This is a genomic window from Celeribacter neptunius (assembly GCF_900113955.1).
Taxonomy (GTDB): domain Bacteria; phylum Pseudomonadota; class Alphaproteobacteria; order Rhodobacterales; family Rhodobacteraceae; genus Celeribacter; species Celeribacter neptunius.
In genome coordinates this window covers 272,920-294,370 of sequence record NZ_FORH01000007.1, presented here as the reverse complement: position 1 = coordinate 294,370, position 21,451 = coordinate 272,920, and the positions used below count along the sequence as shown (strand labels likewise).

Sequence of the window (21,451 nt, the reverse complement as noted above, 5' to 3'; positions counted from 1 at the left end):
CACAGACCCGCAAGCGGTTTTTTCAAAAAACATACCAGACCACCAAAGTTTTTTCCAAAACCCCTTATTTTATGGGCATTCACGACAAAACTTTCTGCGCAAACACCGACAAAAATTCCAAAATCGCAGGGAAAGAGCGTGAATCACCGCGCCAAAACCCGACTCGAAATCGCGATTCCGCACCCCAAGACAGACAAATCGCCAAAAAGAACCCCCGCGAAGATCAAAAATATCCCAAAAAGACAGCGCAACAGCCAGAAAAGCCACAGCCAGACAAGGCAAAGACAACGCGCAGCGACAGGAATTCGACGAGGCCCCGTACATATCCTATGTCACCGGATTTGTGTTACTGGTTTGCAGGGCACCACACTCTTGACCACGGAGGCCGGGGTGATTGCGGGCCAGCGGTCCGCCGGGACGGACCTGTGTCTGCTCCAGCGCCACGGCGGTCCGGGTGTTGCTTGCCGCCTTCACCGCCCTGAAAGCGCCAACCGAGGCAGCAAGCACCCTAAGATGCACGCCGGTCGTGTTGAAGGCGGTCGAGGCTTTCGCGACATTGCCCTCGAGGCTGAGCACTTGAACGCTTCGAGAATGTCAAACCCCGGCGCGCCCGCCCGTCAGTTTCGGTAAAGGCGTAGGCACATAGATACTGAGTGTCAGTGATACTGTGCCTCGGTACTGCACATTGATGCGCAAGCGCTCGGAGAACATCATCGCGACATTGACCCTGAGGGCTGCCAGATCCGGAGGCATCGATCTCTGAGCGCCCGGCATGCTCCAAAAGCTGGCGCCCCTGCCTCCACACCCTTGACTCTCACAAACCGGATCAGGTCCGAAGGAAACCCTCGAGAAGGCCTATCGGTCGCGCGTCCCGTCACTCCGCACCGGGTTCCGCGCCGGCAGCCCCGACATTGAGCGACACGAGATCCAGCCGCAGCAGATATTTCGCGAGGAACACCGGCCGACCGTTGCGCGACAGGACGGTGGTCAGCGAGACCAGAGGCACATCCGGAGCGACATCGGCAAAGCCGCTGCGCGGACGGCCACCGGTGCTGGCATCCGAGAGGCGCCACAGGGTCGCCACGCATTTCGAACGGAATTTCGGCCCCAGATCGTTAAGCAGGCTGCCCGACATGACCCCGTCATCCAATGGGCGGGCTTCCTTGAGCGCCTCGAACGGCACGACCTCGAGCGCCGAGACCACCGGAATATCGCCGCGTTGAAACAGTGTCTCGCGCGACAAAAGCTCCGTCTCGCTCTGCGGCAGGTTCAAAAGCGAGCGGCTCCAGTTCGTCGTACTCAGCGCGCCGTGGCGCATCACCTTTGCCTTTAGCTCTCCGGCCCCGGTCACGATCTCTTCCAGAGGCGCGCTGAAGGCTGGGGGACGCTTGCCGGGCGCCGCCAGCTGACGCCGACGCGGATCGGCGGCGCGCTCGATCACCCCGTCTTCTTCCAGAAGCCGCAGAGCCTCTCGCAAAACCGTCCGGCTGACCCCGAGATCCTGCGCCAGCCGCACCTCGGGCGGGATCACCGCCCCCGGCACCGCATTCTTGCGCAGAACTTCGACAAGCTGATCATAGACCTGCACCGAGAGCGCCCGGCGGTCCTTGACGCGTTGAAACTTCAACTCTTGATCATCCATTCACTCAATCCTCTGCGATCCCGGAGGTGACCGCACCATTTTAGCCACTGATTGCTTTCGGCACAATCCGAAGCACGACACTGGACGACATATGCTTTCATATTTCATTGTTGAACAATGAATGAAAAGATGCATGACTGAGGCAAAACCTCACCATCAGGATCATGCATATGCAAATGAACACCCTCGGGCGCTCCGGGCTTTCGCTCTCCCATTTCGGCCTCGGCACCATGTCGCTTTTGACCTCGAACTCCGAGAGCGAGGCCATTCACCTCACCCACAAGGCGCTCGACGCCGGGATCAACCTGATCGACACGGCGGATATTTATGACAATGGCGCGATCGAGACCGTTCTGGGCAAGGCGCTCAAATCCCGGCGCGACGAGGTGGTCCTTGCCACCAAGATCGGGTTGCCAATGCATGGCGATCCGCAAAAATCCGGCGGCGGACGGGCCTGGATCACCGAGGCCGTCGAGGACTCGCTGCGCCGCCTGGGCACGGATTACATCGACCTCTATCAACAGCACCGCCCCGACCTGAAAACGCCGCTGGAGGAAACCCTGCGCGCCTTCGAGGATCTGATCAAAGCCGGCAAGGTGCGCCAGATCGGCAGCTCGACCTTTCCAGCCGAGATGCTGATCCGGGCACAATGGGCGGCGGAGCGCGAAAACCTGACCGGATTTGTCTCAGAACAGGCGCCATATTCCATATTGGTCAGAGGAATCGAGGCAGAGGTCCTGCCAACCTGCCAGCGCTACGGCATGGGCGCCCTGGTCTGGAGCCCCCTGAACGGCGGCTGGCTGACCGGCAAATATCGCCGCAACATCGAAGCGCCGGAGGGTTCCCGCGCCGCCAGCGGCAACCCGTTCGTGCGCGCCGACGACGAGGCGAAACTCACCCTCGTCGAGCAGCTCGCCCCTCTGGCCGAAGCGGCCGGGATGAGCCTCATGCAGATGAGCCTCGCCTGGACCGGGGCACACCCGGCGGTGACCAGCACCCTGATCGGGCCGCGCACGGAAGACCAGCTTGACGCGCTGCTCTCGGCGGCGGAGATCAGCCTCAGCGCCGAGCTGCTGGACGCAATCGACGAGATTGTCGCACCGGGCCGCAATGTCGACCCGCGCAACGCCGGCTGGACGGCGGAAGGCCTCAGCAAAGCCATGCGGCGTCGCTGAGTCGCCCTGTCCCCGAACGGCAAACGCCCCCAAAACGAGCGAACAGCGCTCCGCGCGACGAAATAAGCCCAAAAAATATGCGTCGCGCGGATCGACCAAGGTTTCGACAGACCACAAACAATCCATTGTTGAACAATGAAACACAACACGTAAGAATTTTCCCATGACCCGACCAGATAAAGCATCCCAGTTATGACCCGCCGCGACGGAGAGGCCTCCCCCCCTGCAAACGCCGCACCGATCGCGATTGTCGGTTCCTTCAGTATCGACAGCGTGGTCACCCCCGATGGAGAGACCCTGCCCGCAAAACCGGGTGGCAATGCTCTCTGGTCCTCCATCGGGGCCTATCTCGCGGGTCAGATCCCCCGTATCATTGCCCGTGTCGGCACGGATTACCCGGCCCATGTGCTCGACCGCCTGCGCACCGCCGGTTTCGACCTCGACACGCTGATCCGCCTGCCCCGCACGCATCCGGTCCGCGTGAGCTATGTGCATCGCCCCAATGGCGAACGCATTCAGCCGGTGCCTGAGGCGCTGCTCGCCCAGATGCCGCCTCACATTCGCGCCGAATTCGTCGACACCACCCAGAAGCCGGAAACCCTGGTCGAAGGTGCACCCACGCCCGACGACATTCCCGCCTCCTGGCTCGGCGAGGTGAACCATTGGCACCTGCCGCTTTTGCCGCTGGCGCGCCATCGCGCCCTCGTCGACACCCTGTCGCGTGCTGCCGGCATGATCCATGCCGATTGCCCGACGCGTCAGGAACTGATTGCGGCGCCGTTCGAGCGGCTGCAACAGACCCTGACGATGATCGATGTCTTTCTGCCCTCGACCTCGGATTTCGATGTCTTCGCCCCAACGCTTGATGTGACACAGGCGCTGCTGGCGCTGCGCCACCACGGTGCCGGTGCACTGATCCTCAAGGCCGGAGCCGACGGGGTCTATCTTCTCGAGGATCACAGCCTGCTGCACCTGCCCGCCTTTCCAGCCGAACCGATCGATCCGACCGGGGCCGGCGACGCGTTTTGCGGCGGCTTTCTCGTCGCGCGCGCCGCGGGCGCCAGCATGATCGACGCGGCAGCCATGGGATCGGCCTCTGCCTCATTCGCATTGGAAACCGCCAACCCGCTCGATCTCCTTGAGGTCGAACGCGCCGAGGTCACGGCCCGGATGCAGGCCATCCGGTCGCAGGTCAAATCCCTGCCCTCGGAGTTCCTCGCTTTGGAACCGGGGACGGAGAAAATCGGTTTCGACACGGCTCACCACGCCAAGGATCTGCACGCATGACACGTATGACAACGATAGGCCTGATCGGCCGCTCAAGCCGCCCCGGCGAGACCCTTCCCGCAAACCTGCTCGAGGCTGCGGAAGCCGTGGGCAAGGCGGTGGCCAAGGCCGGCGCGGCGCTGGTGACCGGCGGCACCGGCGGGGTGATGGAAGCCTCGAGCCGCGGCGCAAAGACCGCCGGCGGGTTGACCGTCGGCTTCCTGCCCTATGGCGATGCCGACAAGGCCAATGGCTATTGCGATCTGGTGTTCCCGACCGGCATGGGCACGATCCGCAACATCCTCACCGCGCGCTGCTGTCACAGTCTGATCATGCTCGGCGGCGGGGTCGGCACGTTGAACGAGCTGACCGTCGCCTATGACGCCGGTGTGCCGGTGGTGGCGCTCGAGGGCTGTGGCGGCTGGTCCGACCGGCTGCGCGAGACGCTCTATGACGGCTGCTATCTCGATGAGCGCCGCGTCCTGCCCGTCAGTTTCGCCGCCACACCCGAAGAAGCGGTCGAGATCGCACTGAGCCGCGCCGATGAGCCGCGCACCGGTTCGAAACTCGAGGCCCTGACCGGATGGGCCGGAGGATAACGCACCAAACGCTTGAATTTTCACTCTCTACACGCAACCAATGGAGCCTCACATGACCGAACGCACTGATCTCCTGACTTCCCCGCTTTTGACTTCAAAGGGCCGACGCGCCCTGCTCTTCTCGCTCGCCACCGCTGTCGTGGGGAGCCTCCTGCCGATGGCGGCCACCGCGCAGGACGATGCGGTCTGGACCATGATCACCGACCAGAACGGGCTCGGCGATCACGGCTTCAACGATCTGGCGAAACTCGGGCTTGATCGCTCGGTCGAAGCCTTTGGCGGTCGTGCCCAGGTGATCCAGTCCACCGACCAGTCGCAATTCGTGCCCAACCTGTTGCAGGCGGTCGCGGGCGGCTCCACCATGGTGGTGGGCGTCGGCTCGCTCTTGAATGACGCGCTGACCGAAGTGGCGATGATGAAGCCCGAGGCGCATTTCACCCTGATCGACGCGGTGTCGGTCGATGACGACGGCAAACCACTCGAAAACGTCGCAAGCGTCACCTTCCGCGAACAGGAAGCGGCGTTTCTCGCCGGTGTCGTCGCCGCGATGACTTCGAAAACCGGCCATATCGGCTTTGTCGGCGGCATGGAAACCCCGCCGGTCGTGCGCTTCCTCGCCGGCTACAAGGCGGGCATTGCCACCGTCGACCCGGAGATCAAGATCTCGCATGCTTTCGTCGGCTCCTTCCGCGATCCGGCCAAGGCCAAGGTTCTGGCCGAGGGCATGTTCGACAGCGATGTCGATGTGATCATGGATGTCGCCGGCGGCGGCGGGCGCGGGATCTACGATGCGATCACCGAAGCCGGCGCGGATCATTGGGTGATCGCCGCCGACACCTGCAAGGGCCACCTCGCCCCCGACAATTTCCTGACCTCGGCGGTCAAGGATGTGGCCGGCGCGGTGTTCTACGAGAACAAGGCGGTGCATGACGAGACTTTCGAAGGCGGTCCGCAGAGCCTCGGCCTTGCCGAAGGTGCCGTGGGGCTCTGTGCCGACAATATCGACACGCTCCCCGCCGAGGTTCTCGCCAAGGTCGAGGCCGCCAAGGCCAAGATCATCGCCGGCGAACTGACGCCGCCGGACACTTACGAGGCGCTTGATGCCTTTGCCCCGGGTGAGCTGTGAGCGCCCCAAGCGTTCATAAGGCCGCGGCCATCCGGCTGACAGGCATCGACAAGCGGTTTGGCGCGGTACACGCCAACCGCGCCATCGACCTGAGCGTTGCGCCCGGATCGATCCACGGGCTTCTGGGCGAGAACGGTGCTGGCAAATCGACCCTGATGAAAATCCTCTTCGGCATGATCCATGCCGATGAAGGCCGCGTCGAGATCGACGGCACCCCCGTCGCCTTTCGCTCCTCGGCCGAGGCGCTCTCTGCCGGCATCGGCATGGTGCAGCAGCATTTCAGCCTGATCCCGGCCTTCAGCGTCGTGGAAAACCTGATCATGGGCCGGGCCCGCGGTTCAGTGCTCTCGCGCCTGACCCGCAAGCTCGACCTGAAAGCGGCTGCCGAGCGGGCACAGGAACTGTCGGATCGTTTCGGTTTTGGCATCGATCCTCTGGCGAAGGTCGCGACCCTCTCGGTCGGCGCCCGCCAGAAAGTGGAAATTCTCAAGGCGCTCTGGGGCGGTGCACGCACGCTGGTGCTCGATGAGCCGACCGCGGCACTGTCGCCGCCCGAGGCCGACGAGCTTTACGCCGTGCTGCATCGCCTGCGCTCCGAAGGCACGACGATTGTGCTGATCAGCCACAAGATGCCAGAGATCATGCATCTGTGCGACCGGGTGACCGTGTTGCGCGACGGCGCGGTGGTGGGCGAGGCGGAACTGGCCGGCCAAGCGCTCGATGAGCCCGCGGTGCGACAACCGATCGAGGCGGCGCTGGTCAATATGATGATCGGCCGTGACAAGCCGGAGCTGCCGGAGCGTGCGCCTCTCGAGGGGCCGGTCATTCTTGACATCCGGGGCCTGACCGACGGCACCCGTCTCGGCCCGATCGATCTCAAGGTCCACGGTGGCGAGATCGTCGCCGTCGTTGGCGTCGAGGGCAATGGCCAGAGCGAACTCGTGGAGCTTTTGATGGGGCTGCGCAAGGCGCGCGACGGCATGATCGGCATCGACAATCACAATGTGGTCGACTGGCCGACCCAGCGCCGTCTCGATGCCGGGCTGGCGCATATTTCCGAAGACCGCCACGCCACGGGTGTGGCCGATACCATGTCGCTGATCGACAATGCATCGATCGGGTTTGTCGATGGCGCACCGTTCAGCGGCTCGCCCCTGAGCCTGTCGCAGAAGCAACGCCGGATCTTCACCGAAGTGCTGATCGAACAGCACAAGGTCCGCACCCCCTCGCCCGATCTGCCGATGGCGTCGCTGTCGGGCGGCAACCAGCAGAAACTCGTGGTCGGGCGCGAGCTGGCGCGGGCACCGCGGCTGATGATCGCCGCCCAGCCGACCCGCGGACTCGACATCGGCTCCACCGTCGCGGTGCAGGACGCGCTTTTGCGCCTGCGCGCCGAAGGCAATGCCGTGCTGCTTTTGAGTCTCGATCTCAATGAGGTCTTCGCCATCGCCGACCGGCTCGTGGTTTTGCGCAAAGGCCGGATCGTCGGCACGATGCAGAGCGCAGATTTCGACATCGACCAGATCGGTCGCTGGATGTCCGGTGCGGTGGAGCACGTCGCGACAAAGCCCGAAGAAACAGACCCACAAACACTGGAAGCCGCCTCATGAGAGCCAAACGTCCCGACCTGCCCGGCACCGGCACAGCCCGCCTCGCCCCCGACATGGCCGAAGCGATGGAAGCCCGGAGCCACGCACCACGCGCGCCGGGGGCCTATCTGGCCCTGACCCGCGATCGGGCCCGCACATTCGGCGGGCGGGCGCTGATTTTCGTGCTCACCCTCGGCGCGGCAATGCTTTGCGCCCTGCCCTTTATCCTCTTGTCCGGCGCCAATCTCGCGGTGACGGCCGAAGCCTTCTTCAACGGCGCGCTCGGGTCGAAATTTGCCGTCGCGGAAACGCTGGTGCAGATGATCCCGCTGCTGATCGCCGGGCTTGCCGTGGCGATTTCGTTTCATGGCGGCCTGTTCAACATCGGCGTTGAAGGCCAGTTGATTTTCGGCGGGCTGGTTGCCGGCGTGATCGGGGCGGAGGTCAACGCGCCCCCGCTGGTTCTCACCGCGCTCTGCCTTCTGGGGGGCATCGCCGGCGGCGCCTTTGCCGCGCTCATTCCGGCGCTGTTGAAAGCCTATCGCGGCGTGCATGAGGTGGTGACCACGATCATGATCAATTTCATCGCCATCAGCGTCGCACTCTACGCCGTCTCGCCCGCTGGCCCCTTCGTTTCCGCCACCCAGCCCTCGGCGACGGAAAAGATCCCGCGCGAGGCCCGGCTGTCGATGATCTGGGACGGCACGCGTCTGCATTTCGGCCTGATCATCGCGCTGTTGACCGTGATCGGCATCTGGTGGCTGCTCTATCGCACGCCTTTGGGGTTCCGCATCCGGCTTTTGGGCGCCAACCCCGGGGCGGCGCGCGCCTCCGGCGTCTCGGTGCCGCGCATCACCATCGCCACGCTGCTGATCTCCGGCGGGCTTGGCGGTCTGGCCGGGGCGGTGCAGGTCTTGGGCGTGTACGGCCGGTTTTTCGACGCTTTCTCCGCCGGTTACGGCTATGATGCCATCGCGGTCGCACTTCTGGCCGCGCTCTCGCCCATCGCCATGATCATTTCCGCCTTTTTCTTTGCCATGCTCGATTCCGGCGCGGTGCAGATGCAGGCCGTCGCAGGCATCAGCCGCGAAATGGTCGGTGTGGTCTCCGGCCTCGTGGTGGCTTTCGTCGCCATCCAGCCCGCCATTCTGCACCTCTGGGCCCGACTGCGCCAGAAAACGGCCCAACGCCGGGACCGCAACATCACTTCGGGAGATCCCGCATGAGCGACTTCATCACCCTGTCGCTGTTCGCCTCGATGCTGCACCTGTCGATCCCGGTGATCCTGCCGATGCTCGGCGGGCTGCTGTGCGAACGCAGCGGCGTGGTCAACATCGGCCTTGAAGGCATGATGCTCGGCGGGGCCTTTGGCGGCGTGGCCTTTTCCTACCTGACCGGGAACCCGTGGCTCGGACTCGCAGGCGCCATGTCCACCGGCGCGCTTGCCGGCGGGCTTCTGGCCGTGATGTCCGTCTCTTTGCGCGGCGATCAGGTGATCGGCTCGACCGCAATCAACCTGATCGGTGCCGGTCTCACCGCCGCCCTCGTACCGATCATCTGGGGCATCGACGGCACCACGCCAAGCGTACCGAAAGTGCCGACGCCACCCTTGCCGCTCGTGGGCGACCTGCCCCTGATCGGGCCGCTTCTGGCGGAGTTTTCACTGATCGACATTATCGCCTTCGGCCTCGTCTTTCTGGTCTGGTGGGTGTTGATGCGCACCGACATGGGGCTACGCCTCAGGGCCTGTGGTGAAAGCGCCGTGGCCGCCGATGCCGCCGGGATCGACGTCACCCGGGTGCGTTTCATTGCGGTCACGCTCTCGGGTGTGCTGGCGGCGCTTGGCGGGGCCTACCTGTCGATCGTGACGCTCGACCTGTTTCAAGCCTCGATGACCCAGGGGCGCGGCTTTCTGGCGCTCGCCGCCATGGTCTTTGGCAAATGGCGGGTCGGACCGGCCTTCTTGGTCTGTCTCGGCTTCGGCCTCGCCGATGCGGTGGCGCTGCGGGCGCAGATCTTCACCGACGATCTGCCGCATGATCTGCTGTTTGCCCTGCCCTATGTTCTGGCACTGGTGGCGCTGGCGACCTTCGTCGGTCGCGCCTCCGGCCCCGCCGATGTGGGCAAACCCTTCCGCCGGGCGTAAGCCTAAGCCAAAGCGGCCCGAAACAGAGAAAGGACACGACAATGTATGTCAGCGAAATTCCCGCCCTGCGCGATTACTGGTATCCGGTCGCCTATAGCACTGAGCTGACCGATGCGCCGAAAGCGGTGCGGCTGTTGAGCGACAATTACGTGATCTGGCGGGCCGCGGATGGCAAGATGGCCTGTGCCGTCGACGAATGCCCGCATCGCGCCGCGCGGCTGTCGCAGGGCTGGGTCGAGGACGGCAATATCGTTTGCCCATATCATGGCTGGGCTTTCGACGGGTCGGGCGCCTGCACCCGTATCCCGCAGAACGACCCGGACAAGCCGATCCCGCCGCGCGCCCGCACCCTGCCGATGCTGGTCGAGGAGAAATACGGGCTGATCTGGCTCTGTGTCGGCATGCCGCGCGAGGACATCCCGATCCTGCCCGAGCTGGAAGAGGGCGGCTTTACCCTCATTCACGAGATGATGGAGCTCTGGGACACCTCAGCGCCGCGGGTGATCGACAATGCGCTCGACATTTCCCATGTCGCCTGGACCCACCGCAACACGATCGGCGACAGCAACGCCTCGCAATTCGAAAGCTTCGAGATTCAGCGCGACGGCCATGATCTCTCGGCCCGGATCAGCTATCGCGCCCGGGTCACCGAGGCGCTGCGCAAGAACACCGGGCTGACCGGCGAGTACACGATCCGGGTGACCAATTCGAAACTGGTGCAGCCCTTCATGTACAAGGACGTGATGGAATATGAGAACGGGCTCAGGCATGTGCTCTACAAGACCGCGACGCCCGTCGATGACAGCCATACGCTGTTTTGCCAGTTCATCGCCCGCAACGACGCTCCCGATGCCGAGAAGGTCGCGGGCATCATCGATCTCGACCGGCGCATTCAGGCCGAGGACAAGGAGCTTCTCGCCGGGGTCCGGCCGGAATTCCCGCTCGACATCCAGACCGAGATGCACACCCGCGCCGACCGGATGACGGTGGAATATCGCAAGATCCTCGCCGAGCTTGCCGCCGAGAATTCCGACGTCACACCGGATGAGGCCTGGGCCCGGCCCTTCCTCGCCGCCGCCAAGGCGCAGCGGACACCCCGCTGAAGACCCGATTCAGGAGAGAACCATGACAACAGTCGCCGCCGCACGCGCGCCTGACACCCAGACCGTGACCGATGTCACCCATTGGACCGACACGCTGTTTTCCTTTCGCCTGACCCGGCCGCAGAGCCTTCGGTTCCGCTCCGGCGAATTCGTGATGATCGGGCTGCCGGGCGACAATGGCCGGCCGATCATGCGCGCCTATTCAATTGCCTCGCCCTCCTGGGATGAGGAGCTCGAATTCTATTCGATCAAGGTGGCCGACGGGCCACTGACCTCGAGGCTGCAAAAGATCGCGCCAGGCGACGAGGTGATCCTGCGTCCGAAACCGGTGGGCACGCTGGTGCATGATGCGCTCCTCCCCGGCAAACGGCTCTGGCTGATTTGCACCGGCACGGGGGTTGCGCCTTTCGCGTCGATCCTGCGCGACCCGGAGACCTGGGAGCGGTTCGACAGCGTCGTGCTGGCCCATACCTGTCGCACGGGCAGCGAGTTGAGCTATGGCCGCAGACTGGTCGAAGCCCTGCCCGAAGATCCGTTGATCGGCGAATTGGTCGCCGGAAAATTGCACTATTACCCGACCACCACGCGCGAGCCCTCGGCGATCGAGGGCCGGATCAGCGATCACCTGCGCGACGGCCGGGTATTCCGCCATCTCGGCCTGCCCGCCTGGACCCCGGAGAACGACCGCGTCATGGTCTGCGGCAATCTCGCTCTGAACAAGGACATCATGGCGATCTGTGAGGACGCTGGTCTGCGCGAAGGCTCCAATGCCGCGCCGGCGGAATATGTGGTCGAAAAGGCCTTTCTCGACTGAAACGCCCCGGCCCGAGACAGGAAATGCCGCCCCATGGGACGGGGCGCGTTCCCCTCGCCGGCCCCCAGGCCTCATTTGTTCTGGCCTCATTTGGTCTGGTCTTCGTGCCCCTGCCGCAACATAGTGCGGGCGAGGTGAGGGGAGGCAGAATGAAACGGCGCCATTGGTTTTTCGCATTGTTCGGCGGTCTGATTGCGCTTGTCCTGCTGTTTCAGATCTCGGCGCTCTATTTCACCGCCCAGGAGATCGCCAAGGCGACGGGCCGTTTGTCGCTCTACCGCTCGACCGTCACCTCGGAACTGGAGCGGTTTTCCCACCTGCCTTATGTGCTGGCCCATGATCCCTATGTGCAGAACACGGCAAGCGGCGGAGATCGGGATGTGCTCAATGCCCGGTTACGCGATTTCGCAAACCGCTCGGGCGTGGACGCGATCTACCTCATGGCCCCGGATGGCGAGACCATCTCGGCCTCGAACGCCGGGACTGCGCTGAGCTTCATCGGCCACAATTACGCCTTCCGCCCCTATGTGCGCGATGCGATCGAGGGGCGTGAGGGACGGTTTTACGGCATCGGCTCGACCACCGGTCTGCCGGGGTATTTCATTTCCGAGCCGGTCCGCGACGGCACCGGGGCGCTCACCGGCGTGATCGCCATCAAGCTCGACCTCACCGCGCTCGAAGCGGCCTGGCGCGATGGCGGTGAACAGGTGCTTCTGGCCAATGGCGAGGGCGTGGTGTTGCTGGCCTCGGATGAAAGCTGGCGCTATCGGCTCTTACGGCCCCTGAACCAGGGGGAACGCGAGCGCATCGACCGCGACCGGCAATTCAGCGGCGCCGAGCTGCGCCCGCTGGATTGGCAGTCGCGGGACAATGGCGCCGCCCGGATCAATGGCGAAGAGGTGATCCATCTGAGCAGCACCGATCTGCCGCATGGCTGGAGCCTGCATTACTTTGCCGGTCGCGAGCGGGTCATCACCCTGAGCTGGCTGGTCACCGCGCTGGCGCTCGGGCTGGCCGCCGGCGTGTTCATCCTGTTTCAGGTCCGGCGCACCGAACGGATCGGCGCGGCGCTCAGACGTTCCGAGGCGGAGGAGGCGGAATTGCGCGAGGCCAATGACCGGCTGGCCGTGGAAATCGAAGAGCGCCGTGCCGCCGAGCGGCGTCTGCAGCGCACACAGAAGGAGCTCGAACAGGCCTCGCGTCTGGCCGCGCTGGGAGAGCTGTCGGCCTCGGTGACCCATGAGCTGGGTCAGCCGATCGCCGCGTTGAAAAATCACATTGCCGCGGCCGAGATCGGCGGTCGGTCCGACCCCTCGCTGCTGGCGCGGCTCTCGGGGCTGACCGAGCGGATGGAGGGCATCACCCGGCAATTGCGCTTCTTCGCCCGCCCCGGCCAGCGCGGGTTGGAACCCGTCGACCTCGATCTGGCGATGGATGAGGCGCTGGCGCTGGTCTCGCCCAACCTTGAGCTGTCGGGGGTGGCCCTGTCGCGCGCCCGCGCGCTCCCCCCTGCCGTGGTCAAAGGCTCGAAACTCCGCATCGAACAGGTGATGACCAATCTTCTGCGCAATGCGGTGGACGCCATGGAAGACGAGATCGATCCCCGGCTCGACATCGCGGTGGGCACCGCGCGCAACGCGCAGGGCGAGGACATCGGCTGGTTCGAGCTGCGCGATACCGGCCACGGGCTCGGTGCGGCGACACTCGACGAGTTGCAGGAACCTTTTGTCACCCGTCGCGCCTCGGGACAGGGCATGGGGCTTGGCCTGGCGATTTCCGCCAGTATTGTGCGCGAGCACGGCGGGCGGATCGAGGCCCGCAATGGCGGCACGGATACCGATGCGCCCGGCTCGGGCGCGGTGTTCCGGGTGGAATTGCCGCTGGCGGCGACAACAGGGGAGGACGAGCCATGAATGAGGCCGCTTTGCGCATTCTGGTGGTCGATGACGACAAGGCGATGCGCAGCTCTCTGGTCGATCTGCTCGAAGCGGCGGGCCACGAGGCCGAAGCCCTGTCGCGCGCCGATCAGGTGGCGGAGAAATTGCCGGAGATGGTGCCGGACGTGATCCTCTCGGATGTGCGCATGCCGGGCATGTCGGGGCTGGAGCTTCTGGCCACCCTGCCCCCGGAGGCGCCGCCTCTGGTGCTGATCTCCGCCCATGGCGACATCGCCACGGCGGTACAGGCGATGCAGGACGGCGCCTATTCCTTTGTCGAGAAACCCTATGAGCCGCGCCGCCTCCTGACCATCCTGTCGCATGCCGGGGCGCAGCACCGGTTGCATCAGCGCACCGAGCGGCTGAAGGCCCGGCTGCGCGATCTCTCGGGGCTCGACAAGCTGTTTCTCGGGCAAAGCGCGGCAGCACGGGCGGTGCGCGAAGAGGTGCTGAGCCTCTCGGAAAGCCCGGCCTCGGTGCTTCTGGTCGGCGAAACCGGCACCGGCAAGGATGTGCTGGCCCGGGCCCTTCACGATCTCGGTCCGCATGCCGAGGGGCCTTTCGTGGCGTTCAACTGTGCAACGCTCACCCCCGAGGGGTTCGAGCGCGAGATGTTCGGCGCCGAGGGCGGACCACAGGGCAAACTGGCCGCCGCCGATGGTGGCACGCTGTTTCTCGATGAGGTCTGTGCCTGTCCCTTGCCGGTGCAGGCGATGCTGTTGCGGGTGCTGGAACAGCGCGAGATCACCCCGGTCGGCAGCAGTCGCCCGCGCAGGCTGGCGTTTCGGGTGATCTCGGCCACCAACGAAGACCCGGAGGCCGCCGTGGAGGCCGGTCAGCTCCGGCTCGATTTCCTGCATCGTCTGAACACGATGAGCCTGAGCCTGCCGACCCTGCGCGAGCGGCGCGATGACATCCTGTTGCTGTTCACCCATTTCTGCGGCGAATTTGCCCGGATCTATGAACTCGAGGTGCCGGAACCCTCTGCCGAGGATCTCGCGGCGCTGATGAGCCATGGCTGGCCCGGCAATGTCCGCGAGCTGCGCAATGTCGCGGAACGTTTCGTGCTGAGGATGCGGCGGGGGCAGGCTTCGGTCGCCGCCGCCCTGCGCGCCGATCACCTCGACGACGTGCCGGACACGCTGCGCGAGGCGGTGGCGGTTTTCGAGCGCGAAGTGATCGGACGGGCGCTTCGGGCGCATGAGGGGCGCATGGATGCGGTGGCCGAGGCGCTCGGCATCGGGCGCCGGACGCTCAACGAGAAGATCGTCAAGCTGGGCCTCAACAAGGATGCCCTGTTGTAAGCACGCGCCGTTGTCGCCTCCTCGCAGCCCTGCGGAAATCCGCAGGGCCAGACCCCGAACGCGCGCGATTTCCTTCATAGGCAGGGGCCAGACCGCCGGTCATACTTCCCCCGGACAGATCAAAACATGTCTTGGGAGGACATCATGAACAAGATTTTGGGCCGTGCGGCCATGGCCGCGCTTTGCGTGGGGTTTGCAACCGAAGCGATGGCAACCGAATGGAATGTCTCGCTCTGGGGCAAGCGCCGCGCCTTCACCGAGAATGTCGAGAAACTCGCGGAACTGGTTTCGGAAAAGACCAATGGCGAGTTCACCATGAACATTTCCTATGGCGGCTTGTCGAAGAACACCGAGAATCTCGACGGGATTTCCATCGGCGCTTTCGAGATGGCACAATTCTGCGCCGGCTATCACCCGGACAAGAACCCGTCGATCACCGTGCTGGAACTGCCGTTTCTGGGGATCGACAGTCTCGAGCTCGAGCGTGACGTCGCCATGGCGGTCTACAACCATCCGGCCACGGTCAAGGATCTGGCGCGCTGGAACGCCAAGCTGCTGATGCCGACGCCCTTGCCGCAATACAACCTCGCCGGTGTCGGCGATGCGCCGAAAACCATTGACGACTTCAAGGGCCTGACCGTGCGCGCCACGGGCGGCATCGGCGCGGCCATGGCGGCCTCCGGCGCCGTGCCGACCTCGATGTCCGCCACCGAGGTGCGCCAGGCGATGGACAGCGGCGTGATCCGCGCCGCCGCCTTTGCGCCGCACGCGCATATGTCCTTTGGCACCGCCGAGATTGCCACCTGGTGGACCACCAACCTCAACCCGGGGGCTGTGAACTGCCCGGTGGTGGTCAATATCGATGCCTATGACAGCCTGACGGATGAAGAGCGCGCCGCGCTCGACAGCTCTGTGGATGAGGCGATGCAATATTACATCGACTTCTACAACGATCAGACCATGGCCAAATGGGGGCCACTGATCGAAGAGAAGAACATCGAACAGGTGACCTTCTCCGATGCCGATATCGAGGCGTTCAAAGCCGCCGCCGCGACGCCCGCGGCCGAGGCCTGGGTCGCCGAGAACACCAAGCGCGGCCTGCCGGCACAAGAACTCTACGATCTGGTGATCGAGACCGTCGCCGCGTCGAAATAAGCCGAACGATACGAACCGAACCCGTCCCGCCCGCGCGCGGGGCGGGGTTTTCGGCGTTGACAGACTGAGGGGATGAGAGATGGCGGGAACGGCCACAGTCCTGACCGATAACAGCCGGCTGAGCCGGCTCGATCAGGGCCTTCACAAAATAGAACTGCTGCTGGCGCTGTTGAGCGGGCTGACGGTTTTCGGGCTGATGCTTCTGGCGGTGATCTCCGTCGGCGGGCGCAATTTCTTCAATCAGCCGCTGCCCGGCTATGTCGACTGGATTCAACAGGCCATGCCACTCATCGCCTTCATGGGGATTTCCTATACCCAGCGCAACGGCGGCCATGTGCGCATGGACATGGTCGTGGGCGCCCTCAAGGGTCGGCCGCTCTATGTCGCCGAGTTGATCACCACAACTGCCATGTTCCTGTTCATAGTGCTGATGGTCTGGGGCACCTGGGCGCATTTCCAGCGCAGTTTCGATTTCGCAGCACCGCTGTGGAGCCGGGACAGTTCGATGGACATCAGCCTGCCGCTCTGGCCCGCCAAGCTTCTGGCGCCGGTGGCCTTCGGCGTTCTGACCCTGCGGCTGGCGCTGCAGATCGTCGGCTATGGCCGGGCGATCGCCACGGGCACGGCCCATCCGGTGGCGGTGCCGCTGCCGCTCGATATGGCCGCACAGGCGGCGATGGAGGCGGAACACGTCTCCGGCAAAGACGACTGAGGGGACGAAAATGGACTCGATTGAAATTGGCCTGATCGTCTCTGGCGGTCTCTTGCTCATGGTCATTTTGGGCATGCGGGTGGCCTTTGCCGCCGGCCTCGCGGGCATGATCGGCCTGATCTGGATTTTCTGGGCGAAAAAGGGCTATGACCCGGAGGATTTCGGCTGGGCGCTCACCGTGGCGGTCAAGACCGCCGGACAGGTGCCGCATTCGAAAGTCTCATCCCAGGCGCTGTCGCTCATTCCGACCTTCATCCTGATCGGCTATCTGGCCTATTACGCCGGGCTGACGAAAGCGCTGTTCACCGCCGCGAAACGCTGGATCGCCTGGGTGCCGGGAGGGCTTGCCGTCGCGACGGTCTTTGCCACCGCAGGCTTTGCCGCCGTGTCCGGCGCCTCGATCGCCACCTCGGCGGTGTTTGCCCGGATCGCCATCCCGGAGATGATCGAAACCGGCTATAACAAGAAATTCGCCGCGGGCGTGGTGGCCGCGGGCGGCACCTTGGCCTCGCTCATTCCGCCGTCGACGATTCTGGTGATCTACGCGATCATCGTCGAGCAGGATGTCGGCAAGCTCCTGCTCGCGGGCTTCCTGCCGGGGATGTTCTCCGCCGTGGTCTATGCGCTTCTGATCATCGGCCTGTCGGTCTCGATCAAGGGGTTCGGCCCGGCCGTCGGCGGGTTCTCCTGGAAAGAGCGGTTCGAGGCGCTGCCGCCCGCCGCACCGATCCTCGTTGTGGTGCTGACCATCGTGCTGTTCGTCTACAACCCGTTTGGCGGCGAGGCCTGGGGCACGCCGACCGAAGGCGGGGCGATCGGCGCCTTCGTCGTCTTCCTGATGGCCGCCTACAAGGGCATGCGCTGGGGCGAGTTCCGCGATGCGCTTCTGGAAACCGCGAAGCTTTCGGTGATGATCTTCACCATCATCTGGGGCGTGCTGATCTATGTCCGGTTTCTGGGTTTTGCCGACCTGCCGGGGGCCTTCGCCGACTGGCTGACCTCGCTCACCATGTCGCCGATGCTGATCCTGGTCTGTATCCTTCTGGCCTATGCGGTTCTGGGCATGTTCATGGATGCCATCGGCATGCTGCTCCTGACCCTGCCGGTGGTCTACCCGGCGGTGATGGCGCTGAACGGCGGCGAAGGTGTCTCGGCCGCCGATGCGACCTTTGGCATGTCGGGGCCGATGTGTGCGGTCTGGTTCGGCATTCTGGTGGTGAAAATGGCCGAGTTCTGCCTGATCACCCCGCCGATCGGCCTCAACTGTTTCGTCGTCGCCGGCGTGCGTGAGGATCTTTCGGTGCAGGATGTGTTCAAGGGCGTGACGCCGTTCTTCATCGCCGATGCGATCACCATTGCCCTTCTGGTGGCCTTCCCGATGATCGTGCTCTGGCTGCCGATGCAGGCCTGATCACGCCACGAAAGGACACTGCGACAGGACACTGCGACAGGAGACTGCGACGGTCCCCCTTCGTAACATTCTCCCGGCCCCGCTCCTCCCCGAGCCGGGGCCGGGCGCGCGGAAACGGGCACCTGGTCGAGCCGTTGGTGCAATCAAACTGTCATCAAGCCCCTTGCCGTAGAGACCGGGTTTGGGCAGAGTTACGGTCACAACAGTCCCCACCCGAAGCCGCAGGCCCCGGGAAGGCGCGCGCAGGACTGGGAGGACCCCGCGATGTTGGAAACGGCGCTTTTGCAAGACGGCAGCGGCACGCCGCTGCTTCAGGACAAGCTCAACGATACACGCGAATGGTCGGTGGTGAACGCGTTTTGCCACCGGGCCTATATGCCGCTGTCGACCCGACCGCTGACCCGCGGCATGGACCCGAACGCGACGATCCGGATGCTCAACATCGGTCGCATCACTTTCAGCCGCTTCTGTTTCGGCACGCCGACACGGGCCGATGATTTCGACCCGGACAGCGGCAATATCATCGTCGTCAACACCTTGCGCGGCTCGGTCCGGCATCCTTTGGGCGGCAATGACGCGATCGACAGCCGCCCCGGCGACAGCTACGTCGTGGATTGCAGCCGCACCGATTACTGGAACCTCGCCGATGGCCATGATCTGCAACTCAATCTGACGATCCCGCACAAGCTGATGGAGGAGACCGCGGCGCGCTGGTACGGCTTCGTGCCCGAGGACGATCTGTGGCGGCAGCGTCTGGTCTTCGGCAGCGGGCAGTCGGCCTGGCTGTCGCTGCTGGACTATGCCACCCGCTCGCTCGATGCCCGGAACGACCGAATCGGCGATCCGCTGACCGAGAAACGCATCGAAGAGATGATCTGTCTCGATCTGTTGCGCAACTGGGCGGGGAGCGCCGGACTCAATCTCGACACCGGGGCGCGGGCGGCGGCGCCGCATTACGTGCGCGAGGCCGAACGGCTGATGCGGATGACGGCGCAGGATGCCCCGACCGTGGCCGAGATCGCCGGCCAGCTCGGCATCACCGGGCGCAGCCTGTCCGAAGGCTTTCGGCGGTTCCGCGGCATCACCCCGCATGATTTCCTGAGCGCCCAGCGGCTCGACGGTCTGCGCCGCGCCCTGCAACAGGCCCGCCCCGGCGAGACGGTGAGCGCGATCGCGCGGGCCCGCGGCTATGTCAATCTCGGCGCCATGACAGCGCGCTATCGTCAACGCTTCGGCGAGACCCCGGCCCAGACCCTGCGCAGCGGTCGATTGTAACCCCTCTCCCGCAAGCGCCCCGGGCAGAATGGCGCGTCATCATTTTTGGAATGGTTACGATATAACATATCAATTTATCTGACCAGCGCCTCGTCGCCCGATCCACCTCGGTTTCGGCGCTGCAGCGTCTTTGCCTTCCGGTTTCGAACAGGAATTTCCGCTCCGGAACAGGAGGCGGTATGCCACGGTCTACCCTTTCGGCACCGGGCGTCTAGGTTTCTGAGCTGACGCGAGGCCCACCCTCGCCTCACAGCAAACACGCAAAACGTTTCAGGAGGAGACCCGTCATGAAAGCGCTTGTCTACCAAGGCCCCGGCGAGAAGGTTTGGACCGAAAAGGACAAACCCGGGATCGAGAAACCCACCGATGTCATCGTCAAGGTGACCAAGACCACGATCTGCGGCACCGATCTGCATATCCTCAAGGGCGATGTGCCCGCCGTCACCCCGGGCCGGACGCTCGGCCATGAGGGCGTCGGCATCGTCGAGGCCGTGGGTGATGCGGTACAGAATTTCAAGCCGGGCGATCCGGTGCTGATCTCCTGCGTCACCTCTTGCGGCAAATGCGCCAATTGCAAGCGCCAGCTCTATGCACATTGTTCCGACGGCGGCTGGATTTTGGGTCACCTGATCGACGGCACCCAGGCCGAATATGTCCGCATCCCGCATGGCGACAACTCGCTCTATCCGATCCCGGAAGGCGCCGATGAAGAGGCGTTGGTGATGCTGTCCGACATCATGCCGACCGGTCTCGAGATCGGCGTGCAATATGGCAATGTCAAACCCGGTGACACGGTGGCGATCATCGGCGCCGGCCCGGTCGGCATGTCGGTGCTGCTGACGGCGCAATTCTATTCCCCGGGCCGGATCGTGATGATCGACATGGACCCGGCGCGGCTCGAGCTCGCCAAACAATTCGGCGCCACCGACACACTGCAGGTCGGCGAGGACGATGTGGTCGAGGAGATCATGAAGATGACCGGCGGTCTCGGCGTCGATGTGGCGATCGAGGCGGTGGGTGTGCCCGCGACCTTCGACACCTGTCAAAAAATCGTCTCCGCCGGCGGCTCGATCGCCAACGTCGGTGTGCATGGCAAACCGGTCGAGCTGCATATCGAAGAGCTCTGGATCAAGAATATCAACATCTCGATGGGTCTGGTCAGCACCAACACCACGCCGATGCTGTTGAAAACCCTGAACTCCGGCAAGGTCGACCCGGCGAAGCTTGTGACCCACCGGCTCAAGCTCGACGAGATCATGGAGGCCTATGAGATCTTCGGCAATGCCGCGCGCGAGAAGGCGATGAAGATCATTCTCACCGCCTGATCCACCCCACCAAGCCCTCCCGGCCGGGACAGATGGTTCTGGCCGGGAAACCGCCTTTGCGCGTCGAAACGAGCCGTCGGCATCGTCCATCTCCCTGCCCCGGGGGCCAGAGGAACCGCGCGCCTTGGCAGAGTCGCTCCCTGAGCCGGACACCCTCGCCTTGGTTCTCTGTCCGTAAACAGGACATCCAAGACGACATCCCCTCAAACCGTTTTCCCGCAGAGCTCCCCCGGCACGACACAGGCGCTCCCCCCGTGCTCTCCGAGCGCGATACCGCGCTTTCGGGGCATGCTCCCCCACGGGTTTCAGAATCGCGTCCCTCGGCTTGGCGCGCTCCATGGCAACCCGGCCATGCACGATCTTCTGGCCGGGCACATGCTGCTCGACCAATCCGCAGTGACAGAAAGGTATGATGACGGATCTCACCATTGACGGCAAAGCCCTGCGCGAGGCCTGCGAGCAATTCGCGACCGGGGTGACCATCATCACGACACCGGATGACGAGGAGGCGCATGGCATGACCGCGAATGCGTTCATGTCGGTCTCGCTCGACCCGCCGCTGATCGCGATCTCTCTCAACAACGCTGCAAGGATGCTGTCGAAAATTCGCAGATCGGGACGTTATGAGGTGAATATCCTGGCCGAGGGCATGCACGATGTGGCGCTGCATTTCGCCGGCCGCCACAACCCGGATCTCAGTGCGCTTCTGGCGCCGCGAGACGGCATGCCCGTGGTGCCGGGGGCCACCGTTTAGATCCTGACCGATGTGGTCAGTGAAGTCCCCGCGGGCGACCACACGATGATCCTCGGACATGTGCGTCATATCCATCGCAATGGTGATCTGCCGCCGCTGCTGTTCCATTGCGGGCAAT

Annotated in this window: 19 protein-coding genes; 18 read left to right on the top strand and 1 reads right to left on the bottom strand. The window is 64.2% G+C overall.

Annotation, left to right across the window (positions count from 1 at the left end):
• Positions 1-630: hypothetical protein (locus BM151_RS21775; protein WP_218151385.1), on the top strand; the 630-nt coding region annotated here is incomplete at its 5' end.
• 244 nt (positions 631-874) lie between these two features.
• Here BM151_RS21775 and BM151_RS17255 read toward each other — a convergent pair.
• Complete coding sequence (locus BM151_RS17255) at positions 875-1,642, bottom strand: GntR family transcriptional regulator (protein ID WP_090061984.1); 768 nt, start codon at positions 1,640-1,642, stop codon at positions 875-877.
• A 170-nt stretch (positions 1,643-1,812) separates the two neighbouring features.
• Between BM151_RS17255 and BM151_RS17250 the strand changes: the two genes are divergently transcribed.
• The 17 genes from BM151_RS17250 (at position 1,813) to BM151_RS17170 (ending at position 21,333) form a co-directional block, all read left to right on the top strand.
• On the top strand, positions 1,813-2,817 hold the full coding sequence (locus tag BM151_RS17250) for an aldo/keto reductase (protein WP_090062006.1): 1,005 nt from the start codon (positions 1,813-1,815) through the stop codon (positions 2,815-2,817).
• 192 nt (positions 2,818-3,009) lie between these two features.
• The gene (locus BM151_RS17245; RefSeq protein WP_090061983.1) at positions 3,010-4,104 is read left to right on the top strand and encodes a carbohydrate kinase family protein; all 1,095 of its coding nucleotides are present in this window, start codon (positions 3,010-3,012) and stop codon (positions 4,102-4,104) included.
• Positions 4,101-4,682 carry a TIGR00725 family protein gene (locus tag BM151_RS17240; protein WP_090061982.1) on the top strand — a complete coding sequence of 194 codons (582 nt, stop codon included), beginning with the start codon at positions 4,101-4,103 and terminating at the stop codon, positions 4,680-4,682. The genes BM151_RS17245 and BM151_RS17240 overlap by 4 nt, the downstream gene beginning before the upstream one ends.
• A gap of 52 nt (positions 4,683-4,734) precedes the next feature.
• Positions 4,735-5,808, top strand: coding sequence for a BMP family lipoprotein (locus tag BM151_RS17235; protein WP_177213200.1), 1,074 nt, complete (start codon positions 4,735-4,737; stop codon positions 5,806-5,808).
• Positions 5,805-7,418 (top strand): ABC transporter ATP-binding protein, encoded by a 1,614-nt coding sequence (locus BM151_RS17230; protein WP_090061980.1) that lies wholly within the window; start codon positions 5,805-5,807, stop codon positions 7,416-7,418. Before BM151_RS17235 ends, BM151_RS17230 begins: the two co-directional genes overlap by 4 nt.
• The gene (locus BM151_RS17225) at positions 7,415-8,623 is read left to right on the top strand and encodes an ABC transporter permease (protein WP_090061979.1); all 1,209 of its coding nucleotides are present in this window, start codon (positions 7,415-7,417) and stop codon (positions 8,621-8,623) included. Before BM151_RS17230 ends, BM151_RS17225 begins: the two co-directional genes overlap by 4 nt.
• Complete coding sequence (locus BM151_RS17220) at positions 8,620-9,543, top strand: ABC transporter permease (protein WP_090061978.1); 924 nt, start codon at positions 8,620-8,622, stop codon at positions 9,541-9,543. The genes BM151_RS17225 and BM151_RS17220 overlap by 4 nt, the downstream gene beginning before the upstream one ends.
• Before the next feature lie 41 nt (positions 9,544-9,584).
• Positions 9,585-10,646 carry an aromatic ring-hydroxylating dioxygenase subunit alpha gene (locus BM151_RS17215; RefSeq protein ID WP_090061977.1) on the top strand — a complete coding sequence of 354 codons (1,062 nt, stop codon included), beginning with the start codon at positions 9,585-9,587 and terminating at the stop codon, positions 10,644-10,646.
• A gap of 22 nt (positions 10,647-10,668) precedes the next feature.
• Positions 10,669-11,460, top strand: a complete 792-nt coding sequence (locus BM151_RS17210; RefSeq protein ID WP_090061976.1) for a ferredoxin--NADP reductase — start codon at positions 10,669-10,671, stop codon at positions 11,458-11,460.
• Positions 11,461-11,609: 149 nt separating this feature from the next.
• Positions 11,610-13,373 carry a sensor histidine kinase gene (locus BM151_RS17205; protein WP_090061975.1) on the top strand — a complete coding sequence of 588 codons (1,764 nt, stop codon included), beginning with the start codon at positions 11,610-11,612 and terminating at the stop codon, positions 13,371-13,373.
• Positions 13,370-14,701, top strand: coding sequence for a sigma-54-dependent transcriptional regulator (locus BM151_RS17200; protein ID WP_090061974.1), 1,332 nt, complete (start codon positions 13,370-13,372; stop codon positions 14,699-14,701). Before BM151_RS17205 ends, BM151_RS17200 begins: the two co-directional genes overlap by 4 nt.
• Before the next feature lie 144 nt (positions 14,702-14,845).
• The gene (locus BM151_RS17195; protein WP_090062005.1) at positions 14,846-15,856 is read left to right on the top strand and encodes a C4-dicarboxylate TRAP transporter substrate-binding protein; all 1,011 of its coding nucleotides are present in this window, start codon (positions 14,846-14,848) and stop codon (positions 15,854-15,856) included.
• A 79-nt stretch (positions 15,857-15,935) separates the two neighbouring features.
• The gene (locus BM151_RS17190) at positions 15,936-16,568 is read left to right on the top strand and encodes a TRAP transporter small permease subunit (RefSeq protein ID WP_090061973.1); all 633 of its coding nucleotides are present in this window, start codon (positions 15,936-15,938) and stop codon (positions 16,566-16,568) included.
• Positions 16,569-16,578: 10 nt separating this feature from the next.
• Positions 16,579-17,979 carry a TRAP transporter large permease gene (locus tag BM151_RS17185; RefSeq protein ID WP_090061972.1) on the top strand — a complete coding sequence of 467 codons (1,401 nt, stop codon included), beginning with the start codon at positions 16,579-16,581 and terminating at the stop codon, positions 17,977-17,979.
• Positions 17,980-18,243: 264 nt separating this feature from the next.
• The gene (locus BM151_RS17180; RefSeq protein ID WP_090061971.1) at positions 18,244-19,254 is read left to right on the top strand and encodes an AraC family transcriptional regulator; all 1,011 of its coding nucleotides are present in this window, start codon (positions 18,244-18,246) and stop codon (positions 19,252-19,254) included.
• A gap of 287 nt (positions 19,255-19,541) precedes the next feature.
• Entirely contained in the window at positions 19,542-20,579 is a 1,038-nt protein-coding gene (locus BM151_RS17175; protein ID WP_090061970.1) for a zinc-dependent alcohol dehydrogenase family protein, read from the top strand.
• A 412-nt stretch (positions 20,580-20,991) separates the two neighbouring features.
• Positions 20,992-21,333: a flavin reductase family protein gene (locus BM151_RS17170; protein ID WP_342714589.1), complete on the top strand. Its 342-nt coding sequence runs from the start codon at positions 20,992-20,994 to the stop codon at positions 21,331-21,333.
• The last annotated feature ends 118 nt before the right edge of the window (positions 21,334-21,451 follow it).

Excerpts from the sequence above, each read along its gene's own strand:
- BM151_RS17255 (WP_090061984.1), bottom strand. The coding sequence starts at position 1,642 with ATGGATGATCAAGAGTTGAAGTTTCAACGCGTCAAGGACCGCCGGGCG.
- BM151_RS17250 (WP_090062006.1), top strand. The coding sequence starts at position 1,813 with ATGCAAATGAACACCCTCGGGCGCTCCGGGCTTTCGCTCTCCCATTTC.
- BM151_RS17245 (WP_090061983.1), top strand. The coding sequence starts at position 3,010 with ATGACCCGCCGCGACGGAGAGGCCTCCCCCCCTGCAAACGCCGCACCG.
- BM151_RS17240 (WP_090061982.1), top strand. The coding sequence starts at position 4,101 with ATGACACGTATGACAACGATAGGCCTGATCGGCCGCTCAAGCCGCCCC.
- BM151_RS17235 (WP_177213200.1), top strand. The coding sequence starts at position 4,735 with ATGACCGAACGCACTGATCTCCTGACTTCCCCGCTTTTGACTTCAAAG.
- BM151_RS17225 (WP_090061979.1), top strand. The coding sequence starts at position 7,415 with ATGAGAGCCAAACGTCCCGACCTGCCCGGCACCGGCACAGCCCGCCTC.
- BM151_RS17220 (WP_090061978.1), top strand. The coding sequence starts at position 8,620 with ATGAGCGACTTCATCACCCTGTCGCTGTTCGCCTCGATGCTGCACCTG.
- BM151_RS17215 (WP_090061977.1), top strand. The coding sequence starts at position 9,585 with ATGTATGTCAGCGAAATTCCCGCCCTGCGCGATTACTGGTATCCGGTC.
- BM151_RS17210 (WP_090061976.1), top strand. The coding sequence starts at position 10,669 with ATGACAACAGTCGCCGCCGCACGCGCGCCTGACACCCAGACCGTGACC.
- BM151_RS17205 (WP_090061975.1), top strand. The coding sequence starts at position 11,610 with ATGAAACGGCGCCATTGGTTTTTCGCATTGTTCGGCGGTCTGATTGCG.
- BM151_RS17200 (WP_090061974.1), top strand. The coding sequence starts at position 13,370 with ATGAATGAGGCCGCTTTGCGCATTCTGGTGGTCGATGACGACAAGGCG.
- BM151_RS17195 (WP_090062005.1), top strand. The coding sequence starts at position 14,846 with ATGAACAAGATTTTGGGCCGTGCGGCCATGGCCGCGCTTTGCGTGGGG.
- BM151_RS17190 (WP_090061973.1), top strand. The coding sequence starts at position 15,936 with ATGGCGGGAACGGCCACAGTCCTGACCGATAACAGCCGGCTGAGCCGG.
- BM151_RS17185 (WP_090061972.1), top strand. The coding sequence starts at position 16,579 with ATGGACTCGATTGAAATTGGCCTGATCGTCTCTGGCGGTCTCTTGCTC.
- BM151_RS17180 (WP_090061971.1), top strand. The coding sequence starts at position 18,244 with ATGTTGGAAACGGCGCTTTTGCAAGACGGCAGCGGCACGCCGCTGCTT.
- BM151_RS17175 (WP_090061970.1), top strand. The coding sequence starts at position 19,542 with ATGAAAGCGCTTGTCTACCAAGGCCCCGGCGAGAAGGTTTGGACCGAA.
- BM151_RS17170 (WP_342714589.1), top strand. The coding sequence starts at position 20,992 with ATGACGGATCTCACCATTGACGGCAAAGCCCTGCGCGAGGCCTGCGAG.